Genomic DNA, 24224 nt, shown 5'->3' with positions numbered 1-24224 from the left:
GTTCAGCCAGTGGTGGTGTCCGCTGTCTGCGGCGCCAGGCCGCGCGCCACGCTGCCGCACACGATCGTGCACAGCTGCTCGATGGTCTCGTCCACGATGCGGTACCGAACCGCCTGGCCGTCGCGGCGGCGCGCCGCGATCCCGCCGGCCGTCAGGCGCTGGAGATGCTGCGAGGCGTTGGCCACCGAGGTGCCGGCCGCTTCGGCTATCTCCCCGACCGTGCCCTCCCCGCCCTCGTGCATCGCACGCAGGATCCGCAGTCGGGTCGGATCGCCGAGGAGGGCGAAGCGCCTGGCCACGTCGTCGAGGAATGCATCCGGAATCACGGGCATGGACAAACCGTAGGCAGCGGCGTTTCAATCAGTCAATAGCTCAATTGAATTATTGATCCAGCCCTTCGTGTGGGAGGTCGAGATGGATCTCGACGTGTTCGTCACCGCAGGTCTCGGCGACTCCAGCTACCTGCTCGTTTCCGGCCGGGAGGCACTGATCGTCGACCCCCAGCGCGACGCCTGGCGCCTGCACCAAGCCGCCGACCAGCGCGGCGCGACCGTCCGTGCCGTCCTGGAGACGCACGTCCACAACGACTACGTGTCCGGGGCGCACGAAATCCGCTCGTCCACCGGCGCGCAGATCCTCGCCCCGGCCAAGGGCCGCTACGAGTTCCCCCACCGGCCCGTCGACGAAGGCGACGAACTCCTCCTCAGCGCCCTGCGCCTGGTCGCCATGGCCACCCCCGGCCACACGTACGAGCACGTGTCGTACCTGGTCTTCGAGGGGGACGCGGCCGAGCCCGCCGCGGTCTTCACCGGCGGCAGCCTGCTGGTCGGCAGCGCCGGCCGCCCCGATCTGCTCGGCCCCGCACACACCGACGAACTCACCCGCGCCCAGTACGACAGCCTGCGCCGGCTGGCCGAGCTGCCCGCCACCGCGCGGGTGCTGCCCACCCACGGCGCGGGCAGCTTCTGCGTCGCCGCCATGCCCACCACCCGGCGGACCAGCACCATCGAGGAGGAACAGCGCGACAACGCGCTGTTGACCGCGCCGGACTTCGCCGAGTTCAGCACCGAGCTGCGCGGCGAACTCATGGCCTACCCCCGCTACTACCGCCACATGGCGCCGATCAACCGGCACGGCGCCCCCGTCCTCGGCCGCGTCCCCGACCTGCCCGCCCTCACGGCGCCGGACCTCGCCCAGCGGCTCGGCGGCGAGGTGTGGGTGGTCGACGGGCGCGACCGGGACGCCTTCGCCGCGGCCCACATCCCGGGCTCGGTCAACATCGAGCTCAACTCCGGGTTCGCCAGCTACGTAGGATGGATGCTGCCCTTTGACGCGCCGCTCGTTCTGGTGCTGCCCGAGCCGCATGACACCACCCGCGCCGAGGCGGTCACCCAGCTGATCCGCATCGGCTGGACCCGGATCACCGGATACCTCGACGGCGGGATCGACGCCTGGACCGGCGGCGGGTACGAGGTCCGCTCCTACCCCACGGTCGGCGTCGGCGAACTCTGCGACGCCACGCTCGCCGGACCACCGCCCTACGTGCTCGACGTACGCCAGGAACTCGAACGGGCCTGGGGCACCGTCCCCGGCAGCCGCCAGACCTTCCTCGCCGACCTGCCCGAACAGCTCGCCGACCTGCCGTACGACCGGCCCGTCTGGGTCATCTGCTCCAACGGCCACCGCGCCGCGATCGCGGCGAGCCTGCTGGACCGGGCCGGAATCGAGGCCCGCCTGATCGGCGAAGGCGGCGTCGGCGAATGGCGGCAGCGCTGCGCGGCCGCTCTCACGGCGGCCCGCTGACCAGCGATCGGCGGGGCGTCCTTGCACGCCACCGCCGCGATCTGTCCTCGCGCGCCGCTCAGTTCGGCGGTGACCGCGATCGCTCGGGAGCCGGCGGATGTCGGGAACGCGCCGGCGGCTCCGTCCCGGGACTGCCGGACGAGCGGCCCTGTCTCAGTGGGCGTCAAGTCCGCTTCTGGAAGTCCTGCGCATCGAGTGGCGCAACTTCCCCGTCTTCGGCGCCGAGTCGGAACGGGCCGCCCGGGCTGCCTGGGCCGCCGGGCAGCAGGGCCGGTGCTGGCAGTTCCACGACATCAGCTACGCCAAGGAACGCGCACGCAACCAAGGCGAGTTCTCTGCGTCCCGGCTGCGGGAGATGGCCCGCAAGGCCGGTGTCGCGACCTCGACCGCTTCGAGACCGACCCGAGGTCCAAGGCGGCTCGGGCGTCGGTCGACAAGAATCAGCAGGAGGGATACGCGCTCGGAGTGACCAGCACGCCCGCCTTCCTCATCAACTCCACACCCCTCCTCGGTGCCCCGCCTCTCAGCACGTTCAGTGCGGCCATCGAGCAGGCAGCGGAGGAAGCCCGGCGATGAGCGGGTGTCGCCGGCACCTTGGACAGCCGCCTCTTCTATGGCCACCGCGATCTGCTGGTCACCCTCGGCGGCTGGACGGTGATCGCACTGGGCCTGGCGCAGATCCTCGGCCTCGGGTTCGGGCCCCGCCGCCTGCAACAGGCGGCGGGCGCCCGCAGGACGGGTTGCGCGGTCTCCGTCTTCGCTCTCGGCGCGGTCTACGGCCTCGCCGGCTTCTGCGCCGGACCGATCCTCGGGGCATCCTCATGGTCGCTGCGCTCGACGGCAGCCCGCTGCACGGCGGTCCCCTGCTGGCCGTCTACGCGTCGGGCATGGCCGTGCCGCTGTTCGCCCTGGCGTTGTTGTGGGACCGCTACGACCTCGGACGCCGGCGCTGGCTGGGGGGACGGGCTCTGCGTCCTGGCCCGATGACGGTGCACAGCATGTCGCTCTCCGGGGGGATCGTCTTCGTCCTTTTGGGGACCGCGTTCCTGCTCTTCGACGGCACTTCAGCTCTGTCCTCCTTCTTCTCCGCGGGCACCGAGGCGGCCTGGGAAGACGGCGCCGCCCGGCTCGGCGCCGCCGTCTCCGACCGCCTCTTGCTGCTGGCGCCGGCCATGGTCGGCGCGGGCACGGCGGTGGCTGCTGTGATCCGGCTCCGCGGACTGCCGGACGGGGAGGGGCGACAAGAGGCCGACTCGCTGCCGTAGCCAGGCGGCTCTGCGGGCAGTCGGCACGGGGGTGCGGGGAGAGACGGCGCGGGGGGACGGGGCTGTCGGGGCCGCCGCCGGGCTCCTGGAACGCCGCAGGCCGCCGCAGGTGCGCGGCTGCGGGGGTGCTCGGGGTGACTCTTCAGGGTGAATGCAGCCTGTGTCACATAGCGTGCGGAATACCCCCACCCGTATCTCTGTTACGTTGGGTGTCGAATACCCCGGGGGGTAATGTCAGGAAGGGCGTTCCTTCGTGTTCCTCGTCGAGACCCTGGAGCTGGAGAGGCTGGGCAACCGCAGCCACCTGGCTGGTCGGCCCCGTTCCGGTTCCGCCGTGACGGCGGACCCGCCGCGCGATGTCGACCGGGTCATCACCCCAGCGGCTGCCCACCGCAGGGTGCGCATCGCCTTCGTGGCCGAGGCGCACGTCCCGACGACGGCTTCGATGCCGCTTCCGAGGCCGAACTGACGCTCAAGACTCCCGCTCACTGACACCCGACAACACGCAAGGAGCCGACCTACGATGTTCTCCCTCTTCAAACGCCGGGGTTCCGGCCGTCTGACCCCCGCCGAAGCCCACCGCCGGATCACCGAGGGCGAGGCTGTCCTGCTTGATGTCCGCGAGAAGGCGGAGTGGAAGGCCGGACACGCACCGAAGGCGCTGCATCTGCCGCTGACCCGCTTGATGGCGGGAGCCGGGCTGCCGGCATCCGTACAGGGCAGGCCGGTGGTGACCATTTGCCGTTCCGGTCACCGCTCACGGCAGGCCGTCAAGCTGCTGGCCGCCCGTGGCGTCGAGGTTCGTGACGTGGCCGGGGGCATGACGGCCTGGGCCCGCGACGGTCTGCCGGTCAGCCGCGGCAACGGCCGTCACGGCTCCACCAGGTGATCGCGATGGTCCTGGCTCCTGTCCCGGGTGCGGTGGTCGGGCCGGCACCCGGCGCGCTGGAAGGCGGCGGCGTCCCGCCCGTACCCGCGCTGATCCACCTGCTCGCTTTACCCCGGTCGGCCTCGGTGAGGTTACCTCCGCCGGCTTGCTGATCGTGGCCGCCACCCCGCCAGCCGCCCTGGGCTCACGTCCGGTCCGGCCAGCTGCGGTGAAAGCCGGGCGCTTGCTTCACAACTACCTTAACCATTGCGGCAGTTGGGACCGGAGTGACCACAGCCCGTCGGCCACGGCCGGGCTGACAACCCCTTTCGGTCCCCTCACCCTCTCGCGGTCGTGAGGCTGCTCTGCCGAGGTATTGCCCGTCGTATCGGCGTACGCGCCGGACTCCCGTTCCATGCGTGCGGGCGCCACAAAGGGCGTGCACCGCAGGGTGATCGCCCCGTTCACCGGCGCCGCGACCCGCCTGGGACGACGAACGCCGGGCCGCAGTGATCTCCAGCACTGTACTCAGCGCCTCTTCGCCGTCGTGCCGCCGACCGGATCCGCGTTCATGTTCGTCGAAGCCGGTGCTCCGATCCGGGTTCTGGCTCATCCACACCCACGCCGCATCCATATCCGGCCGGATCCACCACACCACACAGTTCTTCCTACCGCCTCTGCTGAAGGACAGCTCCATGAAGGTCGATCTCTCGAAGCCCACCGGTGGCACGGCCACCGCGGCACCCCCCGGCGCCGCGACCCCGGCCCGGACGGGACCGCTCGGACGTCTCGGCGCCTGGGCGGCCACCCACGTCAAACTCGTCCTGGTCATCTGGGTGGCGGTGGTGGCGGTGCTCGGCGCCTTCGCCCCGCAGGTCAACTCCGCCCTCTCCGGCGCGGGGTGGCAGGCCGACGGATCCCAGTCGGTCAAAGCCCGCCAGGTCGCCCAGCAGCACTTCGGCGGCAACACCTCCTCCGCACTGCAGGTGGTGATTTCCTCCGATCAGCCCGCGACCGACCCGTCCGTCCAGCGCGTCATCACCCGCGCCACCGCCCTCCTCAAGGCCGACGACCGTATCGACACCGTCGTCCCGCCCCAGCCCGGAGCCACGGTCAGCGCCGACGGTCACACCTCCATCGTGCTGGCGGGCGCCAAGGCCGACACCAACGAGATGGTCCGTGCGGCGGACGATCTGAAGGGCCCACTTGCCGCGCTGTCCGGCAACGGCGTGACCGTGCACGCCACCGGATCATCCGTGCTCTGGAGTGACTTCAACGCCGCCAACCACGACGCGATGATCCACTCCGAGCTGCTGTCCTGGCCCGTCACCCTGGTGATCCTCGTGCTGGCCTTCGGCTCCCTCGTCGCCGCGGGGCTGCCCCTGCTGTTGACCCTCGCCGGACTGGCCGCTTCCGCCGGATCCCTCGTCCTGCTCACCCAGCTGACACCGATCTCCATCTGGGCGATGAACTTCGCCATGATGTTCGCCCTCGCCCTGGGCATCGACTACGCCTTGTTCATGGTGATGCGGTTCCGCGGTGCCCGCATGGGGCGCGCCCGCAGCACCGTGGACGCCGTGGCCGAAACCATGGATACGGCGGGCAAGGCGGTCCTGCTGTCCGGCGCCACCGTCCTGGTCAGTCTGTCGGCGGTGATGCTGGTGCCCTCGCCGGCGTTCCGGTCCATGGCCGGCGGCATCATGCTCGCCGTCGCCTTCGTCCTGGCCGCCACCCTGACCCTGCTGCCCGCCGTGCTGGGCAAGCTCGGCCACCGCGTCGACTCCCTCGCCCTGCCATGGGTCCGCGTCGGTGAACACCGCTCACCGCGCTTCAACGCCTGGGGCCAGCGGCTGTGGCGTCGGCCGGTTCTGTACGGTGCGGCCGCCCTCACCGTCCTGCTGGCCCTGGCCGCCCCCGTGATCGGGCTGCGCACCGCGATGCCCTCCATCGACGTTCTGCCCAAGGACGCCTCCGCGCGAGCCGGCTACACCGCCGTCCAGCAGGCATTCGGTCCGGGGGCTCCCGGAACTCTGCAGATCGTCACGCCCACCGGCCAGGCCGCCGCAGCCACCGCCCAGCTCACGGACACCTCCGGCATCGCCGGCGTCATGCCGCCCCAGCAGGCCGCCGACGGCTCGGGATGGTCGCTGATCCAGGCCGTTCCCACCGTCGACCCGTCCGACCCCGACCTGGCCGGCACGGTGCACACCCTGCGCACCGACCTGCCCGACGGCTCGCTCGTCGGCGGCGCCGCGGTGGAGAACCTTGATCTGCAGCACCTGCTCACCCAGAAGACCCCGCTGGTCATCGGCGTGGTGCTTGTCCTCGGATTCGCCCTGCTCCTCCTTGCCCTGCAGGCACCCCTCATCTCCGCCCTGGGCACGTTGGCCAGCCTGCTGTCCACCGGAGCGGCCTTCGGCACGGCACGCCTGATCTTCCAGGACGGACACGGCGCCGGACTGCTCGGCTTCACACCCCAGGGCTTCCTCGACGGCTGGGCCCCGGTGTTCTTCTTCGCCATGATCTTCGCCATCGCCATGGACTACACCGTCTTCCTCCTGGCCTCCGCCAAGGAACACTACGAGCGCAGCGGCGATCCCCGCGAGGCCATGACCGGTGCCCTGGCACACTCCGGCCGGGTCATCTTCGCCGCAGCCGCCGTGATGGTCGCCGTCTTCTTCACCTTCGCGCTCTCCGGCCCTCTTCCTCCCAAGGAGATGGGCATCGTCCTGGGCATCGCCGTCCTCCTCGACGCCGCCCTGGTCCGCCTGATCCTGCTGCCGGTTCTGCTGCGTCTCACCGGCCGGGCCGCCTGGTGGTCACCCTCGTGGCTGCGCAGGATCTTGCCCGACATCCACTTCTCCCACGGCTGATTCACCACCACGGCGGACCGCCCCGGGCAGCGGGGCGGTCCGCCACAGGTTCCGTGGGTGCCATCGATGTTTTCGACGGCACTGCTTCGTCCACTGCAGGTCCAGGTCGATCCGTGTCAGGGCTTGGAGGGGGGGCGGCGTACGGCTCCGGGCCCATCCCCTTCGTGGATCCCTACTGGCTGCCGCCGCGTACTGGTGCGTGGGCGATGGTGTGTGCGGCGGTCGCGGCGGCCGGTACGTGGGGCGGGAAGCCTGCGATCCTGGAGTACACCGCCATCGGGCACGCGCCGCTGGTGGCGGCGCAGAGGCCGTGGCCGGTGGTGTGCTGAAGGCGGAGGACCCGGTGAGCCGGGAGGCGGCCGCAGTGTGCGCCGGTGCCGAGGCGGTCAGTGTGACCGTGGCGCGAGCTGCCGGCCTGGCGGCGGGGGTGGGTGTTGGCCGACGCCTGGCGGGGGTGCCGGGAGATCCCCGAGTGCGCTCCCTGCTGGTGCAGGGGAACTCGTTGTGCGTGAGAACGTCCGGGGTGGGATGACGACAGACCCCCACGTGCGCGGGGAAGGTATCTCACGACCTGCACGTTTGAAGATCAGCGGGCCGCTTTTGCGCACTTTGCGTGAGGCGGCCCGATCTGCGGCGAGGTCGTCCATCACGCAGTCCCGTCCGTCCCCTCCGCGTCCTGCTCGGACGGGGACGGACGGGCGAGGTGTGCTTCCCTTTCCGTAAGGGGCCTTTGCGCCCTCGCCTCCGTGCTGAGCAGGCCCGGGGCGGCGAAGAACCTGGCGGAGCGTTCGAAATCCCCCACGCAATGGATGAGTTGGCGGGAAGGGGCGCCGGGGGGCAGCGGTTGTACAGGGGCAGCGGCCGGGCGAGGTCGTGGAGGCGGAGGGTGCACAGCGGCCCCGTGGCGGTGACGAGCGTGGGAGTGCTGTCGTTTTGCCGGGCCACCACGACGTGGTCGGCGCGCCAAGGCCATCTCCAGCAGAGGCCGGCGCACCCGCGCGTTGCGCAGGACGTCGGCGTGCATGGCCAGCCCCCCAACCACGGAACGCGGGAAGGCGGATGGCCTCCTGCGCGGACAGAAGATGCAGTTCGCGGACGGCTGCGGTGCCGCCACTGCCGCACTGACGTCGGGGTGCAGGAGCGGCGTCTCCACCACGGTGAGCGGGAGGTGCCAGGCGGCGCCCAGCTCCGGGCTCGCGGACGGCAGAGCCTCCTGGCCGCCGCATTCCTCGTCGGCGGGGTGTTAGCTAGGCGGCGTCGTTGGTGCTGTCACCTTCGACGGTGTCGTCGTAGTCGTCGCTGTCGGTGTGGGTGTTTTGGGCGTGGACTTCGGTGTAGATGGTGGTGCCGCGGGTGGGGGTGAGGTCGAGGTGGGTGATGAGGGAGGGGTTGATGACGGTGGGGAGGATGTGTTGGAGGAGGGTGGTGGTGCGTTGCATGAGGTCGTTGTAGTCGCTGAGGGCGTGGGACATCGACTGGATGCCGGCGAAGGCGCCGGTGAGGACGTCGGCGGTGTCGTGGGTGTTGACGTGGGGGAGGAGTTCGCCCTGGGCGCGGGCGTCGTCGAGGAGTTGTTGGGCGAGGTGGGACCAGGTGTGGAAGGGGCCGGTGCGGTCGAGGCCGTGGGAGGTCTGGTCCATGGTGAGGCGGACGCCGGCGCGGACCATGGGGTCGGTGGTGAGGCGGTGGGCGTGGAGCATGACGACGTCGATGAGTTCCTGGGTTTTGCTGGAGCGTGAGGGGAGGGTGATGTTCTGGTCCTGGGCGTGCAGGACGCCTTGGGCGAGGTCTTGTTTGGACTGGAAGTGGAAGTAGAGGGCGCCTTTGGTGACGCCGGCGGTTTTGAGGACCTCGCTGATGGTGGCGGACTGGTAGCCGCGGGTTTCGAAGACTTCGGCGGCCGCGGTGAGGATTTTGCGGCGGGTGCGGATCGCGCGGTCCTGTATGGGCATGAGGGCTCCGTCCGGTGCGCCGCGGTGGTTCGGCCGGTGTGGCGGGGCGGGTCGTGTGGTCTGTTCCTGCGGGTGAAGAAAAAACCGTCCAGTTTGTATCTTACATGGGGTGGTGGGGAGGGGAAGCGGGCGGCGAGGACGGCCTGGCTGAGTGCGGTGTGGGGTGCAGGTCCGGCGGGTCACGCTTTCGGCGGCCCGGGTCGGGTGTGGTTCGGGGCCTGTGTGCGGGGTGTAGCCGGCCCGTGTGGGGCCGTCACGGTCCGGGTGTGGGGTGCCCGGTGTCGGGGTGGCCCGTTGTGTGGGTTGGGCACACCGACGTCGGCCGGGGCGGGATGGTGTGGGCAACGTTCGCCCCGTCTCGTGGAGTGAGGCGGCGGCAGACGCTCGTTGGATGCACCCCGCGTAGGCTCGCGGGATGCATTCTCATCTGAGCTTCGAGAACCCTCCTGCGCTGCCCCACGAAGTGGTGGTCGAGACGCTGGAGCGGGCTCTGCGCGACCGCTTGGCGGAGGGCGAGGCGGCGGGGGTCCTGGTCGGGACCGCGTTGAGCGACGACGACGCGGAATTCGTCGAGCTCTGGTGCGTGCAGGTCGGGACGCGGGCCGTGTCGGGCAGTCCGCTGCTCGGGCTGGCCGGCCTGTGCCTGGGACACACCGCTCGACGCTTCGGGCGCCTCAGCGATGAAGCCCTCGCGCTGGCGCAGTCGCTGGCGACGCGGGCCGAGGCCGACCCGACGGACGTGGACGGACGGGCTGTCGACGGTTTCGACGATGTTCGGGACTTCCTGCACCTGTGGTGACGACCGTTGTCGCCGTGGCGGGTCAGGCGGCGTTGGCCCGGCTCACCAGGGCTTTGAGGTGCGTGTCGGCGGCGTTCTTGTTCCGCCAGATGATGTGGCGGCGGATCATGCTGCCCTGGGCCTTGTGACGGGTACAAGACCCGCCTGTCCATCGCACTGCGCCTGCTGTGGCCCCAGCGAGCGGACCCAGAGGTCACCGTTCTGGCGGCCCGACTGGCGCATGAGCATGGTCGCCGAGGTCGAGGAGTTCGTCGCGCGCCGCCAGGCCGACCTGGTTCTGGCCCGCCAACTCACCAGCCTCGCCACCGTCTCGCTGGGCGAGGAGATCAGGGAAGTGGAGGCCGAGCTCGCCCGTCTCCCCGCACCCCGGCGGACACCGCCGGAGTGCGGGGACGGGGACACAATGAAGGGCTTCGCCACTGATCTCACCGACCCCCGGATGAACGAGGCCGTGTGGCGGACGCTCGATCCGGCGGCCCTCGGTTTCAAGGTGCTGTCCTGGCCGAATGACGGCCGGTGCGGTCAGGTGTCGCTGGTGTTGGTCGGTGCCGCCTCGCCGAGCATGGCGAGGGTCAGCACGTTGCCGGAGATGCCCCAGCCGCCGTCGGCGACCTCTTCGACCAGAACCATGGTGTTGTGGCGGGCGCGCTCGCCGTAGATCTCGACATACAGTTCGGTGGTGCGGGTGACGATCTCCTCCTTCTGCTTCGGGGTGAGGGTCTTCTCGGGGACCTTGAAGTTCGCAAAAGGCATGGCTGGTTGTTCCTTTCCTCAGTGGGGCGTTACAGGGGGCTGCCTGCGGTGAGCAGGCTGTCCAGTCCGATGCGGCGGAAGAAGTCGGCGCGGAGGCGGTCGGTGACCGCAGAGGCGACTTCGCCGCCGTTTCGGCTGGGGTCTATGACGCTGGTCGTAGGCTTCCGCGCCGTTCACGTCGACGTCGGCGGGGGCGCCTGCGTCGGCGAAGTGGTTGGTGCCCGGTGGTGAACGCACCGGTCACCACGATCGCGGTGCCGATGCCGAACGGGGGCACCTCGGCGGCGTAGCTGACGGCCAGGGCGTCCATCGCGGTCTTGGTGGTGAAGTACGGGGCCAGGATTGGCGGGCAGCTGCCGCAGGTGCTGGAACTGCCGGTCCGCACCAGCAGCCCCTGACCTTGCGCACGTAAATTCGGCAGGGCGGCACGCTTGACGCGCTGGGTGCCCGGAACATCCACGTCGTACAGGTCTGCGAACTGCTCGGCGGTGAACGCCTCGGCGGCGCCCAGGACCATGTGCCCGGCGTTGTGCACGACCACGTCCAGCCGGCCGCGCTTGGCAACGATCCGGTCGACTGCGGCCTCGACGGCGTCCTGGGAGGTGATGTACAGCTCGACGGCGTGCACGTCGACCCGGCGATCGATGCCGTAATGCTTCAGGTCGGGCCGCCGCGGTCGCGTTGCGGGTCGCGACATGGCGGATGTCCGCTACACCGTGTGACCGGCGAGGGCCAGAGCACAGCGCGGACAGTGCCCCGATTCCGCTGGATGCGCCGGTGGCGAGGATGACCTTCCCTGTTTCGTCGTTCCTCATGGCAGGGCCTTTCGCTGATCGATGGGGCGGCTGCGGGCGGTTCAGATGATTCTGCCGTTGGCACGGATGACCTGTCCGTTGATCCAGTGGCCGGCCGAGGAGGCCAGGAACGCGACGACCTCGGCGATGTCGGCCGGGGTACCGAGGCGTTCCAGCGGGGGCTGGGCGGCCAGGCGGGCGATGGTCTCCTCGTCCTTGCCGTCCAGGAACAGATCGGTGGCCGTGGGGCCGGGCGCGACGGCGTTGGCGGTGACGTCCCGGCCCCGCAGCTCCCGGGCCAGGATCAGCGTCAGCGCCTCGACCGCGCCCTTGCCGGCGGAGTACGCCCCGTAGTTCGGGAAAGCCAGCCCCACCACAGACGTGGAGAACGTCACGATCGCGCCGCCGGAGCGCACACGACGGGCGGCCTGCTGGACGACGACGAACGTGCCGCGGATGTTGGTGCGGTGCAGGTCGTCCAGGACGGCCAGGTCCAACTCGGCGATCGGCGCCATGTGTGCCCGCCCGGCCGCGTGCACCACGACGTCGACGCCGCCGAACTCTGCTTCGGCCGCGTCGAACAAGGCCGCCACGGCGCGTTCGTCGGCGACGTCTGCGCGCACTGCGATCGCCCGGCCACCACTGGTGACAGCCTCCTTCGCGGCGGCTTGGGCCTCGTCCTGGTTGCCGGCATAGCCCACCACGACGGCGTACCCGTCGGCGGCCAGCCGGCCGACGGTCTGGCGGCCGATGCCGCGCGAGCCGCCGGTGACGATCGCGACACGGGGTGCGGCGGAGGGCTGGGCCGGGGCAGCGATCGCGTCGGAAGTGGGGATGGGCATTACTGACTCCTGCGGTGGACGGGGGTCGGGCCGCGGCCTTGGCGTCGCCCTGCTGCGTCCTTAACGATCGGCCTGCCCCCCATCCCCAGCCAGGGCTGCGTTTACCCAGGGGATGCCACCCCCTGGCTACGGCCTGGTGCGCGCGCGACCATGAAGGGGTGAACCTTCCAGAACTCGGCGCCTTCCTCAGGACACGCCGCGACCGTATCCGCCCCGCCGAGGTCGGTCTCCCCCAAGGCCCGCGCCGGCGCGTCCCGGGGCTGCGCCGCGAGGAAGTAGCCCAGCTGGCAGGGCTGTCGGCCGACTACTACACCGAGTTGGAACGCGGCAGCACAAAGAACGGCGTGCAGCCCTCGGCCCAGACCCTGGCCGCCCTCGCCCGAGCCCTGCGCCTCAACGGCGACGAGCGCGACCACCTGTTTCACCTGGCCGAACGGCCGGTCCCGCAGTCCACGCACGGACCGTCGGCACACGTGCAGCCAGCGCTCCTCGGACTCCTGGACCGGCTGTCCAACACCCCCGCGCGCGTCATCACCGATCTGCACGAAACCCTGGTGGAAAACGACCTGGCTCGGAACCTGCTGGGCAAGTCCCCGTCACACCGCGGCCTGGCGGCAAGCTTCGTGTACCGCTGGTTCACCGAACCGCAGGCGCGCGACAGGTACCCGTCCGAGGACCACCCGCACCACTCCCGGGTGTTCGTGGCCGACCTCCAGGCAGCGGCCGCCCGACGCGGCCGGGACACGGAGGTCACGAAGGTGGTCGCCGTGCTACGCCGCCGTAGCCAGGAGTTCGCAGCCCTCTGGGACACCCACGACGTCGCGGTGCGCCGCATGGACCACAAGAAGATCGTCCACCCCACGCTCGGCATCATCGAACTCGACTGCTACAACCTGCTCAGCGAGGACGGACGCCAACGTCTGCTGTGGTTCACCGCCCCGCCCGGAAGCCCGGGAGCAGAGCAGCTGGAACTGCTGTCGGTCATAGGAACCCAGGACCTGAGCGTCACCGAGGACACGACACCGGACAGGTTGCCCGCGGCGGAAGCGGCGGAATCCGGATCGCAGCGCTGACCCGGCCGCAGAGCGAGGACCGCCTTCCCCGCAAGGCGTGGCAACCCCTGCTCCCGCAGAGACATGGCCGGGAGCGACAGCGCGGGTGTTTCGTGGGTGGTCGCTCATGAAACACCGGGCCGCCCGGCAGTCCACCTGCGATGATCATGTTTCATGCCCGGTCGAGTCCGAGTTCGGCGAGCTGCGCGAGATAGACCGCGGTGCGCCTCGTACGCCTCGTCGAGTTTGCGTTCGAAATCCACGCGCCCGGCTTCACCGTGACCGCCTGGCCGCCGTCGCCGTCTTTCGCGCCGTCCTCCACGACCTCGACGTGGGTGCTGGGGACCGTGACGGAGCTCGTATGTGCCTTGTGCCGGCGAGTAGGGGCCAGACCCGGCCCCGACACGTCACTGGCTGCGCCAGGACTCCAGGCGCTGTGCGACGGTACGCAGATCGGCTTCCTGCGCGCGGATCGCCTGGGCGAGCTCGTACAGATCATCGTCCTTGACCTGGAGTGGCTGGCCGGAGACGTGCATGTACTGGCTGGTGCAGGCCCAGCCGATGACCAGGTTGTAGTCGGTGAAGGGCCGCAGCAGCAACGCTGTGTGCAGGAAGGTCGCGGCCCGGGAGGCGGCCTCCTCGTAGTAGAGGACGCCGCGCTCCCGCTCGAACGTGTGCCGGTCAGCCATGAAGCCGAGGGCGCCCCAGTCGGCGATAGGCACGTTGAGCGGGGAGATCGCCGACTGGATCTGCAGGACCCAGCCGACATCGACACGGATGATCGGGCTCACCGCAGTCCTTCAGGGAAACGAGCTGCGACGCCAGGCAGGATCCGGGCCGCTTCCTCGACCGCCCCTTCGACGAAGGCGAGCCGGTCGGCTTCCTCCACCGTCACGTCGTGCACGTGCTGTTTCAGACTCCGGCCCGTCAGAGCCGCCCGATCGCGCAGCCGGGCCATCTCGGCGTCAGTGAATTCCACATTGAGTGCAGGCATGGACCCAAGGTACCGTGTCAGGTACCGAATGGGGTACCGGACGGGAAAGAGGCCCGGAAGCGGGGGAGAGGCTGCAGGCGTGCGTTTGCTGACAGCGTGCCGGTCAGCCGCCGGGTGGCCGAGCGGGCCAGTTCCGGGGTGGACCGTTCCCTGAATGGCCGGACCAGGGTGGTCGTCGCCTCGTCCAGCGCGTCCCTCGTCGGCAGGTAGGCCGAGGTCGCCAGACCCACCGCGAGCCCGGTCACCACCGGGTCGATGTCCCTGGTCAGCAGCCTGCCCCACATGATCACGGCGAGAGCGGTGAACACCGGCTTGCGCCTGTGGTGGGTCAGGCGGGTGCTGGACAGGATGCCGGCATGGGACACGACCGCGACCCCAACCCGAGCCCTACGAACCTGATGTGACTGGTGCAGGCGAGGGGCCACTGAACGCCGCCCTGGCCAGGTCGGCCCGGGCCGAGGAATCACCTCCTGCGACGACATGACGGAGCAACAACGACAGGCGGTCCGTGTCGACTGCGTTCGACACGGACCGCCTGGCCCCTACCCCACGCTTCATTGGCAACTGCTCGCGGGCCGCTGCTCACCGTCAAGGACACCGTGGTGCTGCCGGAGCGGCCTTAGTTTGTCGTGTGGCTTCGGTGTTCGATGAGGCGGGCGAGTGTCTCGGTGGGCCAGCACAGCCATCCGAGAAGAGGGTGAATGATGACGAAGTAGTGGGCGCTGACCTGGCCTTGCTGCTTGTCGAGGATGAGCGGGCCTTCGTCGCGGTAGAGGTGGCGGAGGTAGCGGCGGCGGATCGGCGCTCCTGCTGTCAGCAGCACGGGTGAGGCGACGAGGATGGCGAGCGAGATGAGGGCCCTGACGACCCTGAGCCTGGCTCTCTCGGCTCTCGTCTCATATCGCATGTGCTCAGTGTGCTGATCCTCGTTGTCGTCTGTCAGCCTGTCCTGCAGGTTCGAATCCTGGGCTCGGTTTCCTGCTGCTGCTCGGGCAGCTGTCCTCAGTCGGCATCTTGTCGGGCCGCACACGCCCCGGCGCCCCTTGGCTCAAGGGTGTACTCGGCCAGGCCGCGATCTCCGTCTGCCGGACCAAGGACACCTACCTCGCCGCCCGTTACCGGCGACTTGTCGGGCGACGCGGGCGGCGGTGGCCCCGCAGCACTCCATCCTGATCTCGATCTGGCACATGTTCACCTGTGACGTAGAAACTGCCCGGGCTCGGCGGGAAGTGTTCATTCCGGGAGCCCGCAGAGTTCCTTACTGCCGCGCCTGCGCCGTCCTCCTACGGGTGCCGGCCCGGTCGGGTGGGGCTGGTCGTGGGCGTCGGAGTGGGCGAGGTGCTCCCGCCGGTGGCGCCGCCGGCGCCGCCGATCAGCCCGCCGTCGCCCGCGCCGCCGGTGGTGGCGCCGGAGGTGTCGGTCGGGCTCGGGCTGGCGCAGTTCTTCTTCTGTCCGTGGCACGCGCTGGTGGGGCTCGGTGTGGCTGGCGCGGTCGGGGTGGCCGAGGGCGCATTCTCGGTCGGGGTGGGTGAGGGCGCGCCGTATTCGTCGGTGCCCTGGCCGAGTTCCGGCGCGCTCGGGAACTGCTGGACGGGCTGTCCCTGGAGGGCGTCGGTCATGTAGCCGGTCCACACCTCGGTGGGCATGTCGGCGCCGAAGACCTTGGAGAAGCCGCCGACGCCCTGCATCGACTTCAGGCCGGCGTTCTTCGGGTCCTCCTTGAACATGCTGACGGAGGTGACCAGCTGCGGGGTGTACCCGATGAACCAGGCGGACTTGTAGTCGTCGGTGGTGCCGGTCTTGCCGGCTGTCGGGCGGCCCAGGGCCTGGGCGTTGGTGCCCGTGCCGGACTTGACCACGTCCCGCAGGACGTCGGTGACGGTGTCGGCGGTCGAGGCCGGCATGGCCCTCGTGCCCTTGGGCGCGCCGAAGCCGGGCAGCTGCCGGCCCTGCGAGACGACCTTGGTCACCGAGTACGGCTCGTGCTGGACGCCGCCGGCGTCGAAGGTGGCGTACGCGTCGGCCATGCGGATCGCCGAGGGGGTGGAGGTGCCGATGTAGAAGCCGGGGGTGTCGTACTGCAGGCTCTTGCGCAGCAGGCCCGCCTTGAGGGCCTCGTTCTCGACGTTGTCGTAGCCGACGTACTCGCCGAGCTGGACGTACGGGGTGTTGACGGACTGCTCCATGGCCTTGCGCAGGGTGATGTAGCCCCACTTCGTGGTGACGTCGTTGCGCTGGTGCAGCAGGCCCGTGGGGTCGCCCGGGTCGGGCAGTTCCCTGCCCTGCTGGTTCTTGATGGTGATGCCGTCGTCGCCGTTGAACTTGCTGCTCGGGGTGATCGGCGACGGTGCTTGGCCCGGGGTGAGGACGGCGCCGTGGTCGAGGGCGGCGGCCAGGTCAACGGGCTTGAAGGTGGATCCGACCGGTACGCCGGTGGCGTCGGCGTTGTCGGTCCAGTGGCCCTTGTTCCAGCCCGCTCCGCCGTACAGGGCGACGACCGCGCCGCTCGAGGGGTCGATCGACGCCGCGCCGACCTGGACGTCCTTGTCGGCCGCGCGGTGCTTGGGGTCGAGGTGCTTGTGCTCCATCGCGGCGACGGAAGCCGACAGCGCCTTCACCTTCTTCTTGTCGAACGTGGTGTAGATCTGGTAGCCGCCGTGGCCGAGCTGCTGGTCGGTGAGGGACGAGTGGGCCTCGGTGTACTTCTTCGCGGCGTCCACCAGGTAGCCGGTCTGCCCGGACATTCCCGCCGAAGGCGTGAAGGGCTTGGGTGTGGGGAAGCCGGCGGCCAGATACTGCTGTTCCTGGGCGTCGGTGATCTTGTGGATCTTGGCCATACGCTGCAGGACGTATGTCCAGCGTGCCTTGGCCTGTGCCTTGGCCTGCGGGTCGGTGTCGGCGTGCATCAGCAGGCTCGGCTCGTTGACCGTGGCGGCGATGAAGGCGCCTTGACTGACGGTCAGCTGCGAGGCCTGCTCGTGGTAGTAGACGCGGGCCGCGGCCTCGATGCCGTAGGCGTCCCGGCCGTAGTAGCAGCTGTTGAGGTAGCCCTGCAGGATCTGCTGCTTGGTCATCTGGTCGCCGATCTTCAGGGAGATCATGATCTCCCTGAGCTTCCGGGTGATCGACTGGTTCTGGCTGAGATAGGTGTTCTTGACGAACTGCTGGGTGATGGTGGACCCGGACTGCACCTCGCCGCCCGTGGTCATGTGGTAGACGGCGCGCAGCATGCCCCGGGTGTCGATGCCGGGGTCGGTGTAGAAGGTGGCGTTCTCCGCGGCGAGGAAGTCCCACTGCACCTGCTTGGGGACCTGGGCGAGGTCGACGTTCTGCCGGTTGGTCGAGCCCTGCGTGGCCATCACCGAGCCGTCGGACCAGTAGTAGGTGTTGCTCTGCTGCTGGGTGCTGGGGTTCGCGCTCGGGATCGTCGTCGTGGCGTAGGCGTACGAGAACAGGCCCAGCAGGCCGCCGCAGAACACGATGAAGGTGCCGAGCACCTGCTTCCACGAGGGCAGCCAGCGCCGAAGACCCCGCTTGTCCGCACGCGGGTAGTCGATGAGGCGGCGGCCGGAGCGTGCCGCGTCCGCTGGACGTGTGTCCGCCGCGCGGCGGCGCCGTTGGCCACCGCTCCGGGCGGTCCTGCGCGCCTCGGCCCGGCCGCCGTATGGTATGCCGTCCGCGCCGGACGGTCCGGGCCTGCCCGACGTTCGGCGCCGGTGTTCACTCATATTCGCCACTCCTCAGTCAGGCGCAGGCCCGCCCACTGCTGCGAGGCCGATCCGTCCCGACGTGTGCAAGGAGGGGTCCCGGCCTCGGGCGAACTGACGTACCCGACGAACTTCTACAAGTTGTAAGACTAAATGGTGCCCGGTAAGCGACCGCAACCGCCCCGGGGTAAAGTCCTGCGCGGCCCGCCGGCCCGGGAGCTACGGGGAACAAACGGGCGGGGTATGACCCTCGACGGAGCCGGAGGGTCTGCCGGCCACAGGATGAGCGGCTCCGGCGCGGCGGTTGTTCTGTGACAGCCCGGGCTGCGGCCGACGGACGTTTACCGAGCAGGTCGAGGGGCTGACAGCGCGCTACCGGCGCCGCAGCCCGCTGCTGCAACACCTGGTCGAGACAGCCGGGGTGCTGCTCGCCGACCGGGGCGGCGCCCGTCTGCTGCAGACCCTGAAGGTGCCTCATGGCCCTGCTCCGACGCCGCTACCCGTGACGGAGCGTCACCGGCGCATGGTGGCACAGCCTCGCTTCACGGAAATCTTGCCAGGGCCAGAGAAGTCCGTACGCCGACACCGGGCGCCCTCGGGCCAGTTGATCCGGAAGGCCCAGCTGTCCATACCGACGCCGAGGAGCACCATCTGCCGGGCCCCGGGGCCCGGACGCGGAGGCCTGCTCGACGAGGTCGTCGAGGAACTTCGTCCTGATGATGATCGAGAACGCTACACTCAGCTGGCGGCGTCGTGCGGCCTCGTCATCGAGGTGCGGCGGCGGGGAGGGCCACGGGTCGCCTGCGGCGGCGAAGGCCTGTGCCAGTGGGTCGCGAAACAGCGTGTTGCTGCGCTCGGTATCCAGCCCCCGGCACCCTGGCCATCCCCACCGCCGTGACCCACACACCAGACGGCTGTACCTGTTCATCAGTCACCGCACCAGCCGAGATGGTCGATTTCAAGGGAACTGATGAGGGCATCGCCGCTCGCCGAGAAGACGTTGTTCAGCCGGTGAGGCACCGGAGGCACTTCCGGGTCATGAGGCACTTCCGGGTCATGTGGATATGGCTCCGAGATCTGTGCCGGTCAGCTGGCAGCTCGCGTCCCACAGCTGCGCCGCGACGGAGGTGTTGGCGAGGTGCTTCCACACCGGTTCGCGTCGGGGCTCGCCGCGCAGGCCGAAGGCGCGCGGTCCCCATAGCTCGCCTCCGCGCACGGCGGGGTCGAGCACCGCTCGGACCGCACTCCATGCACCGGCGTCCTTGCCCTGGACGAGGACAGCCACAGGCGCTGCGCTCAGCCGCGCGCGGGTGGTACGCACGTGGACCGGTGGTCGTGAGGGGGTGAGGGAGTCCAGCGCGCCGCCGGGATGGACGACCACGCTTGCCACCGTGCTGCCGGCAGCGCGCAGGCGTCGCTCGAGTTCGATGCCGAAGTACATCTGTGCCAACTTGGAGCGGCCGTAGGTGCGTTTGGGCCGGCAGTCCTTCCGGGACTGCAGGTCGTCAAGGCGGAGCCGCTCGGACTTTGCCGCGAAGCTGCCCATGGTCACGACGCGGGCCGCCGGCGCAGCCGACAACAGCGGCATCAGCCAGTGAGTGAGGGCGACATGTCCGAGGTGGTTCGTGCCGAACATGAGCTCGTGACCGTCCCTGGTCTCCTGGCGCGGTGGATCGTCGAGCGCGACACCGGCGTTGTGGACCACGGCGTCAAGGTGATTCATGTCCAGTGATCTCACCGCATGCTCCAGGGACGCCAGATCAGCCAGGTCCAGCCGAACGGCGCGCACCTGCGCACCGGGGACACGCGCACGGATCGATCCCGCGGCAACTTCGGCTTTGGCCGGGTTACGGCTGCCGAGTATCACGGTGGCTCCGGTCGCCGACAGTTGCTCTGCTACGAAGTAGCCGATGCCGGCGTTGCCACCGGTGACCAGAAAGGCGCGGCCCTGGGCATCGGGTAGCCGTCGGACATTCCAGGGCGGGGTGGCGGACGCGGATGGCATGGTGACGGGCTCCCTTGTCGGTGAAGGCGGCTACGGCAGCCGCCGCCGGGCAACTTGCCACCCACGGTTGCAACGGCCGCCGGCACATTGCCTATGGATCACCGACAGGCTTGGCGGACTGCCGACATCCAGCCGACGGATCGCCGACCCTCGCACCGCACCGCACCGCACCGCACCTCGCCGCACCGCACCACATCACGCCGCGTCGGCCAACAGGATCAGGACGTCTCCGGTGCGTCGCACTGGGTGTTCGGCGGGCAGAACCAGGCCCGTGCCGTGTCGAGCAATTCGCGTTCGGCGTCCGCCGCGTCCGACTGCGAGCCGTAGACGATGAGCGCGTATTTCTCGCCGTCCTCGGCCTCGAAGCGGTAGTCGATGACGTGGTAAGTGACACCGGAGGCGGATTCGCCGCTCAGTTCGTCGGCCGTGTACTCGTGCTCGGCCGCCTCGCCACCCGACGGATCGGTCACGTCCTGGACATGGATCTCCTGGTAGCCGTCCAGCTTGCTGCTCGTCTTCTGGGACTCCACCACCGACTCGTGCGCGGTGGTTTCCATGACCTGGAATATCTGAATCCTGCGAATGCCGTCGGGGCCGCGGTACTCGACGATGTCGATGCCGTACTGCGACGGCTGGCTCTTGCGGGTCCATCCCTCGGGCACGGCGATACGGAAGCCCTCGGAGTCGTCGAGGACCGTGTAGCCCGCCGGGGGAGTGGCCGGGGCCGACTCGGGTTGCGTGGGGTCGGCTGTCGTACCGCCGTCGGAGGCGCCCGGATCGGCGGGTGCCTCCTGGGCCGGCGGCCGGTAGGGCTTCGGCTCGTCCTTCCAGCCCAGAGCCCACGCGCCGAAGGAAATCCCGCACACCGTGAGGACGACCGCCGTGCGCTGGAGAACGGCCCGCTGCCGCTGCAGGTCAAGGTACCGCTCGGTTTGGAAGAGCCGCTCACGGCGCGATGCGGACCACCCCTGCCGCTCGGTGTCGAACACTCTCATCGTCGCCGTCCCCCGTGTCCTCGTGCCTTCGTCGTGCCTTCGTCGTACCCGCGTCGGATGTGTCGTGCCGTCAGCCGAGCAGTTGGGCGATGCCCTGGACGACGGCGGTGGCCGAGGCGATCGCGCCGGCCGCGGCGGCCTGGGAACTCAGCCAGCTCCGCACCCCGCCAAGCAGCCGGGTGAGCCGGTTCGGGTCGGCCGTTCCAGTGCCCTCGATCTCGGCCTCGGCGTCGGCGAGTTCACCGTCGAGCGTCGCGTCCTCGGGGCTGCGGTCCGCCATCGGCGGCAGCGCGCCGCGCAACTCGCGAATGGCTACGAGGAGTTCGGAGTGGCGCGGGTCGGGCCCGGTACCCGTGACGTTGTACGACGTCGCCTTGCCGTGCGTGCCGGTGGCAATCGAGCCCCCGCTCATCGAACCGATGCTCACGTTGCCGCCGCTGCTGTTGGGCGGCTGCTCCGGAGTGCTCTGTCCGCTGTTCGACATGTGCCGCGTTCCTTGTCTCATGGCGTGTGGTTGGCATGGGTCGGCGGAGCCGATGGCGGTGGCTGGTTGTTGTGGGTGGCGCTGCCGTGGCTGCCGGTGGCGACCGCGCCGCCGGACATGTCCTTGATGAACACGCTGCCGCCGCTGAGGTGGTAGACGTGCTGCTCGAACTCCTCGGTGTGGTAGCCGTGCGCCTTGAGCGCCTCACGGACGCCGTTCACGATCCGCTCCCGGATGGTCTTCACATAGCGGGTGCTGTCCATCCGCTGGAACGCTGACAGCCCTTTGTTGCCGGCCACTTCGCGCAGCGACAGTCTCGGCACGTCCGGTGGCGGTTCCCGTGTCGACCAGTTGGTCGCCACGGTGTTGCGCAGAGTGGCAAGGCCTCCGATGCCGGCGTCGACCCCGATCGAGGGTGCGTCGCGCAGGGCGCGCATCGCACCCCGGGCCCAGGTCTCGGGGAGCCGTTCCACGAGGGCGTCCACCGCGCGGAACTCCTTGCGGACGGGGCCGAGGACGAACGGCAGCACTTCGAGGACGAGCATGCGGCCTTGGGTGTGGACCCGGACGAGGACGGTGACCACGACCTGTTCGTGCCAGGCACCCACCCGGATCCGCAGGAACACCCGCCGCCCTTCGCCGCCTTCGTCCATGGCCTCTTTCCGGTGGGCGGCGACCTGGGCGGGGTCGTAGACGGGCAGACCGCGGCGCCGGCCGGTGCGTTGGGGGAGCGCGGCCGGGTCGGGGACACCGCCGATCTCCAGCTCCTCGTCGCGTGCCACGCCGCCGGGGACGTAGACGAACCGGTCGATCTCCAGGTCCCGCAGCCGGTCCTTGCCACTGCGCGCGGCGGACTCGCGCAGTCCTGTCAACTGAGGTTCGATCATGGCGAGCGCGGCGTCCGCGGTGAGGGGACCGCCGTTCTGGCGCGGCAGAGCGCCGCCGTCGGAGCCGGGGTCCGCGCCGTCCTTCTCAGCGGGTTGCGGCGCGCGCCTGCGCAACTCCATCGCGAACGACCAGGGAGTGCCCTGTGTGCCCAGCCCCACGAACGACGGGCTGTCGGGGTCGTACAGGGTCAGCGATGCTTCCTGCTCCCGCTGCACGTCGTCCCGGAGCATTTCGAACAGGGGGCCTGGGGGCAGCGTGGGTTGGGTCGCGTCAGGAAACGTCCAGCGGCTCAGAAGCCGGCAAAGGGACTTGCGCTGCCAGGTCTGGTACCACCAGGCGATGAGCATGATGGCGAGCGGGAACAGCAGCGGGTACGGAGTCTGGGCGTGGCCGCCGAGCAGTCCGGTCACGTACGAGTACCAGTAGTAGAAGGTAAGAATCCAGGCGCCGAGGGAGATCATCGTGCCGGCCCCGTCGGCGGCCTTGGCCACCGGGTCGGGCAGTCCCGCCGAACGGGCGGCCGATCCGCCTCCGCCGGCCGTACGGGCGAACCACAACGCCAGGGCGACCAGCGCGTAGAAAACCGACCACGGCAGGGGCCTGCCGCCGGTCAACTGGTCGTCGCCCTGGAAGAACGCGGTGAGCACATCGCTGAAGTGCACCTCGGCACCGTCGCCCCAGCGGTCGGAGAGCCGGTCCCAGAACATGATCACGTCGGACACGAAGAACCCTGCCCAGGCAGCGAGCATGAGCAGCGAGGCGCGTGCCTCCTGCGAGGTCACCCGCAGGGCGTGCGAGAGGACGGGCAGGACGTCGACGCCGTTGGGCGGGGCGATCGGCCGTTCGCGGTGGTCGCATACCTCCTCGATGACCCGCCGTCGGAATGCCGCGTCCTGATACACGCCGGCACACAGCAATCGTGTGGCTTCCGTACGGCTGTAGCGGTGTGGTGGAAGGCTCAGGCCAGACACGTCGTTCCCCCGATGCTCCGTCATCTCCCCGGTCGACGGAATGACGACCATGAGAATGCGTCACTCTGATGTCGAGGGATGAGAAGGCAAAACTAGAGCGGACGCGGCCGCCGGCGGACGGCCATGGCCAGAACGAGCACCGATGGAATGAAAGTCGGCCAGAAGCCTGGACCCGGGCCCGATGAAGTTGCTAATGCGGTGGCGCGCGACGTACGACTCGTCCACTGACCGACCCACAAGGGTCCCGGGCTAAGGGGGCGACGAACTCCCGAAAGCCTGCTGATGTGCCCCGTCGCCACGCCGCCAGGGGAAGGGCGCCAGATCGGGTTCGACCCAGCCGGCCCTGGCTCGGGCGTCGGCGAGTGTCGAGGACCGGTAGAAGCGGGTGAGCAGCTTCTTGTCGAGCAGTGCGGGGTGCCGCCGGGCGAAGGTGTCGAAGTCGGCCGTGTCCGACTCGCCCACGTGGTGTCCCACCAGTTCGACCCACGCCCGGCTGACGGTGGCGTTGTATTTCTGCGGGACGCCGGAGTATCGGGCGGTGCGCTGAATACCGTCACACATCAGATCCACCGCCGCGTCGCTTCCGTACCGCCGAACGGCAAGCCAGGTCAGGTGAACGTGCTGGCGATGCCCGAACCGATCGGCGATGTCCATCACCTCGTCCATGAGCTCGGAGAACGGCGAGGCCCCCTCGGCCGCGCCCTGGTCGTCAGCCGTGATGACCCCTCCTTGATCAGTGCGTCCGCTACGGCGTAGAAGCCGGCGAGTGCCTCAGCGGGCAGGCCGTCCAACGCGCGGCTCTCGAGATCGGCCAGCGTCTGGCTGATCAGCGTTGCTGCCGCTCTCCCGGATTCCGTGAGTTCGATCAGCACCGAGCGGCGATCGCCGGCCCGTGTACCGCGCGTGATGTGCCCACGACGCTCGAGTCGGTCAAGCACGCTGGTCAGCGTTGTGGGGCGGGCCCCTACGGCGGCCCCCAGTTGGGACACGGTCCGTCCCTGACCGTCGGTGAGATTGGCCAACGCGTTGATCTCCGAGGCGGTCAGGTCGAGGTCGACGAGTTCGGCAGCGATCAACTGCAGGGAGGCGTGGGTCGCGCGCTGCAAGGTCAGCAAGAGCGGCCGCGCCGATTGCACGCTTTCGGACTTCATGGTTTCGGATATTACGAGATCGTACTAA

23 protein-coding genes and 4 pseudogenes are annotated in these 24224 nt (G+C 69.6%); 8 read left to right on the top strand and 19 right to left on the bottom strand.

Annotated elements, in window-relative coordinates; all coding sequences use genetic code 11:
- Positions 1-2: 2 nt before the first annotated feature.
- Positions 3-332: an ArsR/SmtB family transcription factor gene (locus tag ACIRPX_RS35180; protein WP_404202907.1), complete on the bottom strand. Its 330-nt coding sequence runs from the start codon at positions 330-332 to the stop codon at positions 3-5.
- 52 nt (positions 333-384) lie between these two features.
- On the opposite strand from ACIRPX_RS35180, the gene ACIRPX_RS35175 reads away from it, so the two are divergent.
- The 6 genes and pseudogenes from ACIRPX_RS35175 to ACIRPX_RS35150 all read left to right on the top strand — a co-directional run bounded on the left by ACIRPX_RS35175 (position 385) and on the right by ACIRPX_RS35150 (position 6809).
- The gene (locus ACIRPX_RS35175; protein WP_404202905.1) at positions 385-1803 is read left to right on the top strand and encodes a rhodanese-like domain-containing protein; all 1419 of its coding nucleotides are present in this window, start codon (positions 385-387) and stop codon (positions 1801-1803) included.
- A 181-nt stretch (positions 1804-1984) separates the two neighbouring features.
- A pseudogene (locus tag ACIRPX_RS35170) lies at positions 1985-2379 on the top strand (DsbA family protein); the annotation flags it as partial.
- Positions 2380-2382: 3 nt separating this feature from the next.
- Positions 2383-3068, top strand: a pseudogene (locus ACIRPX_RS35165) (cytochrome c biogenesis CcdA family protein); the annotation flags it as partial.
- Positions 3069-3321: 253 nt separating this feature from the next.
- A complete protein-coding gene (locus tag ACIRPX_RS35160; RefSeq protein ID WP_404202903.1) occupies positions 3322-3537 on the top strand; it encodes a hypothetical protein in 216 nt (71 codons plus the stop codon).
- Between the two features lie 54 nt (positions 3538-3591).
- Positions 3592-3957 carry a rhodanese-like domain-containing protein gene (locus ACIRPX_RS35155; protein ID WP_404202901.1) on the top strand — a complete coding sequence of 122 codons (366 nt, stop codon included), beginning with the start codon at positions 3592-3594 and terminating at the stop codon, positions 3955-3957.
- 674 nt (positions 3958-4631) lie between these two features.
- Positions 4632-6809, top strand: coding sequence for an MMPL family transporter (locus tag ACIRPX_RS35150; protein ID WP_404202899.1), 2178 nt, complete (start codon positions 4632-4634; stop codon positions 6807-6809).
- A 1247-nt stretch (positions 6810-8056) separates the two neighbouring features.
- Here ACIRPX_RS35150 and ACIRPX_RS35145 read toward each other — a convergent pair.
- Positions 8057-8761, bottom strand: coding sequence for a ScbR family autoregulator-binding transcription factor (locus ACIRPX_RS35145; protein ID WP_404202897.1), 705 nt, complete (start codon positions 8759-8761; stop codon positions 8057-8059).
- 415 nt (positions 8762-9176) lie between these two features.
- On the opposite strand from ACIRPX_RS35145, the gene ACIRPX_RS35140 reads away from it, so the two are divergent.
- A complete protein-coding gene (locus ACIRPX_RS35140; protein ID WP_404202895.1) occupies positions 9177-9560 on the top strand; it encodes a hypothetical protein in 384 nt (127 codons plus the stop codon).
- 22 nt (positions 9561-9582) lie between these two features.
- Here the strand turns inward: ACIRPX_RS35140 and ACIRPX_RS35135 are convergent.
- From ACIRPX_RS35135 to ACIRPX_RS35120, 4 genes and pseudogenes are all read right to left on the bottom strand, one after another.
- Positions 9583-9687 (bottom strand): annotated as a pseudogene (locus ACIRPX_RS35135) (transposase); the annotation flags it as partial.
- Positions 9688-10082: 395 nt separating this feature from the next.
- The gene (locus tag ACIRPX_RS35130; protein WP_404202893.1) at positions 10083-10313 is read right to left on the bottom strand and encodes a tautomerase family protein; all 231 of its coding nucleotides are present in this window, start codon (positions 10311-10313) and stop codon (positions 10083-10085) included.
- A 142-nt stretch (positions 10314-10455) separates the two neighbouring features.
- On the bottom strand, positions 10456-11010 hold the full coding sequence (locus ACIRPX_RS35125; protein ID WP_404202891.1) for an SDR family NAD(P)-dependent oxidoreductase: 555 nt from the start codon (positions 11008-11010) through the stop codon (positions 10456-10458).
- A gap of 159 nt (positions 11011-11169) precedes the next feature.
- On the bottom strand, positions 11170-11949 hold the full coding sequence (locus ACIRPX_RS35120) for an SDR family oxidoreductase (RefSeq protein ID WP_404202889.1): 780 nt from the start codon (positions 11947-11949) through the stop codon (positions 11170-11172).
- 158 nt (positions 11950-12107) lie between these two features.
- On the opposite strand from ACIRPX_RS35120, the gene ACIRPX_RS35115 reads away from it, so the two are divergent.
- Positions 12108-13022 carry a helix-turn-helix domain-containing protein gene (locus tag ACIRPX_RS35115; protein WP_404202887.1) on the top strand — a complete coding sequence of 305 codons (915 nt, stop codon included), beginning with the start codon at positions 12108-12110 and terminating at the stop codon, positions 13020-13022.
- 151 nt (positions 13023-13173) lie between these two features.
- Here the strand turns inward: ACIRPX_RS35115 and ACIRPX_RS35110 are convergent, their stop codons facing one another.
- The 13 genes and pseudogenes from ACIRPX_RS35110 to ACIRPX_RS35050 form a co-directional block, all read right to left on the bottom strand.
- Positions 13174-13323, bottom strand: a complete 150-nt coding sequence (locus tag ACIRPX_RS35110) for a hypothetical protein (RefSeq protein ID WP_404202885.1) — start codon at positions 13321-13323, stop codon at positions 13174-13176.
- Between the two features lie 85 nt (positions 13324-13408).
- On the bottom strand, positions 13409-13792 hold the full coding sequence (locus ACIRPX_RS35105; RefSeq protein WP_404202883.1) for a hypothetical protein: 384 nt from the start codon (positions 13790-13792) through the stop codon (positions 13409-13411).
- Complete coding sequence (locus ACIRPX_RS35100; protein WP_404202881.1) at positions 13789-13995, bottom strand: hypothetical protein; 207 nt, start codon at positions 13993-13995, stop codon at positions 13789-13791. The genes ACIRPX_RS35105 and ACIRPX_RS35100 overlap by 4 nt, the downstream gene beginning before the upstream one ends.
- 17 nt (positions 13996-14012) lie before the next feature.
- Positions 14013-14360: a hypothetical protein gene (locus ACIRPX_RS35095; RefSeq protein ID WP_404202879.1), complete on the bottom strand. Its 348-nt coding sequence runs from the start codon at positions 14358-14360 to the stop codon at positions 14013-14015.
- Positions 14361-14614: 254 nt separating this feature from the next.
- Complete coding sequence (locus tag ACIRPX_RS35090; RefSeq protein ID WP_404202877.1) at positions 14615-14902, bottom strand: hypothetical protein; 288 nt, start codon at positions 14900-14902, stop codon at positions 14615-14617.
- A gap of 376 nt (positions 14903-15278) precedes the next feature.
- Positions 15279-17492, bottom strand: coding sequence for a transglycosylase domain-containing protein (locus ACIRPX_RS35085; RefSeq protein ID WP_404202875.1), 2214 nt, complete (start codon positions 17490-17492; stop codon positions 15279-15281).
- A 768-nt stretch (positions 17493-18260) separates the two neighbouring features.
- Positions 18261-18607 (bottom strand): annotated as a pseudogene (locus ACIRPX_RS35080) (class I SAM-dependent methyltransferase); the annotation flags it as partial.
- A 149-nt stretch (positions 18608-18756) separates the two neighbouring features.
- Positions 18757-19707: an SDR family NAD(P)-dependent oxidoreductase gene (locus ACIRPX_RS35075; protein WP_404202873.1), complete on the bottom strand. Its 951-nt coding sequence runs from the start codon at positions 19705-19707 to the stop codon at positions 18757-18759.
- A 218-nt stretch (positions 19708-19925) separates the two neighbouring features.
- On the bottom strand, positions 19926-20702 hold the full coding sequence (locus ACIRPX_RS35070; protein ID WP_404202871.1) for a hypothetical protein: 777 nt from the start codon (positions 20700-20702) through the stop codon (positions 19926-19928).
- A gap of 70 nt (positions 20703-20772) precedes the next feature.
- Positions 20773-21186, bottom strand: a complete 414-nt coding sequence (locus ACIRPX_RS35065) for a hypothetical protein (RefSeq protein WP_404202869.1) — start codon at positions 21184-21186, stop codon at positions 20773-20775.
- Positions 21187-21203: 17 nt separating this feature from the next.
- A complete protein-coding gene (locus tag ACIRPX_RS35060; protein ID WP_404202866.1) occupies positions 21204-22976 on the bottom strand; it encodes a hypothetical protein in 1773 nt (590 codons plus the stop codon).
- A gap of 318 nt (positions 22977-23294) precedes the next feature.
- Positions 23295-23711: a hypothetical protein gene (locus ACIRPX_RS35055; RefSeq protein WP_404202864.1), complete on the bottom strand. Its 417-nt coding sequence runs from the start codon at positions 23709-23711 to the stop codon at positions 23295-23297.
- Positions 23699-24196: a MarR family winged helix-turn-helix transcriptional regulator gene (locus tag ACIRPX_RS35050; protein ID WP_404202862.1), complete on the bottom strand. Its 498-nt coding sequence runs from the start codon at positions 24194-24196 to the stop codon at positions 23699-23701. Before ACIRPX_RS35050 ends, ACIRPX_RS35055 begins: the two co-directional genes overlap by 13 nt.
- Positions 24197-24224: the final 28 nt, after the last annotated feature.

Source organism: Streptomyces sp. NPDC101225 (genome assembly GCF_044767585.1).
In the GTDB taxonomy this organism is placed as follows: domain Bacteria; phylum Actinomycetota; class Actinomycetes; order Streptomycetales; family Streptomycetaceae; genus Streptomyces.
This window is presented reverse-complemented; position numbering and strand designations above follow the sequence as displayed.

Excerpts from the sequence above, each read along its gene's own strand:
- ACIRPX_RS35075 (WP_404202873.1), bottom strand. The coding sequence starts at position 19,707 with ATGCCATCCGCGTCCGCCACCCCGCCCTGGAATGTCCGACGGCTACCC.
- ACIRPX_RS35055 (WP_404202864.1), bottom strand. The coding sequence starts at position 23,711 with ATGGACGAGGTGATGGACATCGCCGATCGGTTCGGGCATCGCCAGCAC.
- ACIRPX_RS35155 (WP_404202901.1), top strand. The coding sequence starts at position 3,592 with ATGTTCTCCCTCTTCAAACGCCGGGGTTCCGGCCGTCTGACCCCCGCC.
- ACIRPX_RS35070 (WP_404202871.1), bottom strand. The coding sequence starts at position 20,702 with ATGAGAGTGTTCGACACCGAGCGGCAGGGGTGGTCCGCATCGCGCCGT.
- ACIRPX_RS35145 (WP_404202897.1), bottom strand. The coding sequence starts at position 8,761 with ATGCCCATACAGGACCGCGCGATCCGCACCCGCCGCAAAATCCTCACC.
- ACIRPX_RS35130 (WP_404202893.1), bottom strand. The coding sequence starts at position 10,313 with ATGCCTTTTGCGAACTTCAAGGTCCCCGAGAAGACCCTCACCCCGAAG.
- ACIRPX_RS35100 (WP_404202881.1), bottom strand. The coding sequence starts at position 13,995 with ATGCCTGCACTCAATGTGGAATTCACTGACGCCGAGATGGCCCGGCTG.
- ACIRPX_RS35050 (WP_404202862.1), bottom strand. The coding sequence starts at position 24,196 with ATGAAGTCCGAAAGCGTGCAATCGGCGCGGCCGCTCTTGCTGACCTTG.
- ACIRPX_RS35090 (WP_404202877.1), bottom strand. The coding sequence starts at position 14,902 with ATGCGATATGAGACGAGAGCCGAGAGAGCCAGGCTCAGGGTCGTCAGG.
- ACIRPX_RS35180 (WP_404202907.1), bottom strand. The coding sequence starts at position 332 with ATGCCCGTGATTCCGGATGCATTCCTCGACGACGTGGCCAGGCGCTTC.
- ACIRPX_RS35120 (WP_404202889.1), bottom strand. The coding sequence starts at position 11,949 with ATGCCCATCCCCACTTCCGACGCGATCGCTGCCCCGGCCCAGCCCTCC.
- ACIRPX_RS35150 (WP_404202899.1), top strand. The coding sequence starts at position 4,632 with ATGAAGGTCGATCTCTCGAAGCCCACCGGTGGCACGGCCACCGCGGCA.
- ACIRPX_RS35125 (WP_404202891.1), bottom strand. The coding sequence starts at position 11,010 with ATGTCGCGACCCGCAACGCGACCGCGGCGGCCCGACCTGAAGCATTAC.
- ACIRPX_RS35140 (WP_404202895.1), top strand. The coding sequence starts at position 9,177 with ATGCATTCTCATCTGAGCTTCGAGAACCCTCCTGCGCTGCCCCACGAA.
- ACIRPX_RS35065 (WP_404202869.1), bottom strand. The coding sequence starts at position 21,186 with ATGTCGAACAGCGGACAGAGCACTCCGGAGCAGCCGCCCAACAGCAGC.